The sequence below is a fragment of the Streptomyces sp. P9(2023) genome (genome assembly GCF_032436795.1).
Lineage (GTDB): Bacteria > Actinomycetota > Actinomycetes > Streptomycetales > Streptomycetaceae > Streptomyces.
The window spans coordinates 1-253 of the sequence record NZ_JAUPWM010000677.1 but is presented as its reverse complement, the minus strand read 5'-3'; the positions used below and the strand labels follow the sequence as shown (position 1 = coordinate 253).

The window sequence follows — 253 nt, the reverse complement described above, 5'->3', positions numbered from 1 at the left end:
GACCGTGCCGAGCAGTGCATCGCCGAGGCGGGCCTTGAACACTTCGGCCATGTCCAGGCTGAAGCGGTGGGCGCCGTCGAGTTGGTTGATCACGTAGTAACGCAGTGGCGGTTTTTCGCACTCAAGGTACGGCGCCAGCACGCTATCCATCTGGGCCAGGGTGCTGAATGAGGAAACATCCGCCTGCACCGCCACCAACACCACGTCTGCCAGGGCCATGGCCTGGTGCAGGTACACCGTGTTGCCGGCAGGC

Annotated in this window: 1 protein-coding gene; it reads right to left on the bottom strand. The window is 63.6% G+C overall.

The window, feature by feature from the left end:
* Nucleotides 1-253 (bottom strand): hypothetical protein (locus Q5762_RS39090; RefSeq protein WP_315897074.1); only part of this gene is annotated, 253 nt, incomplete at both ends.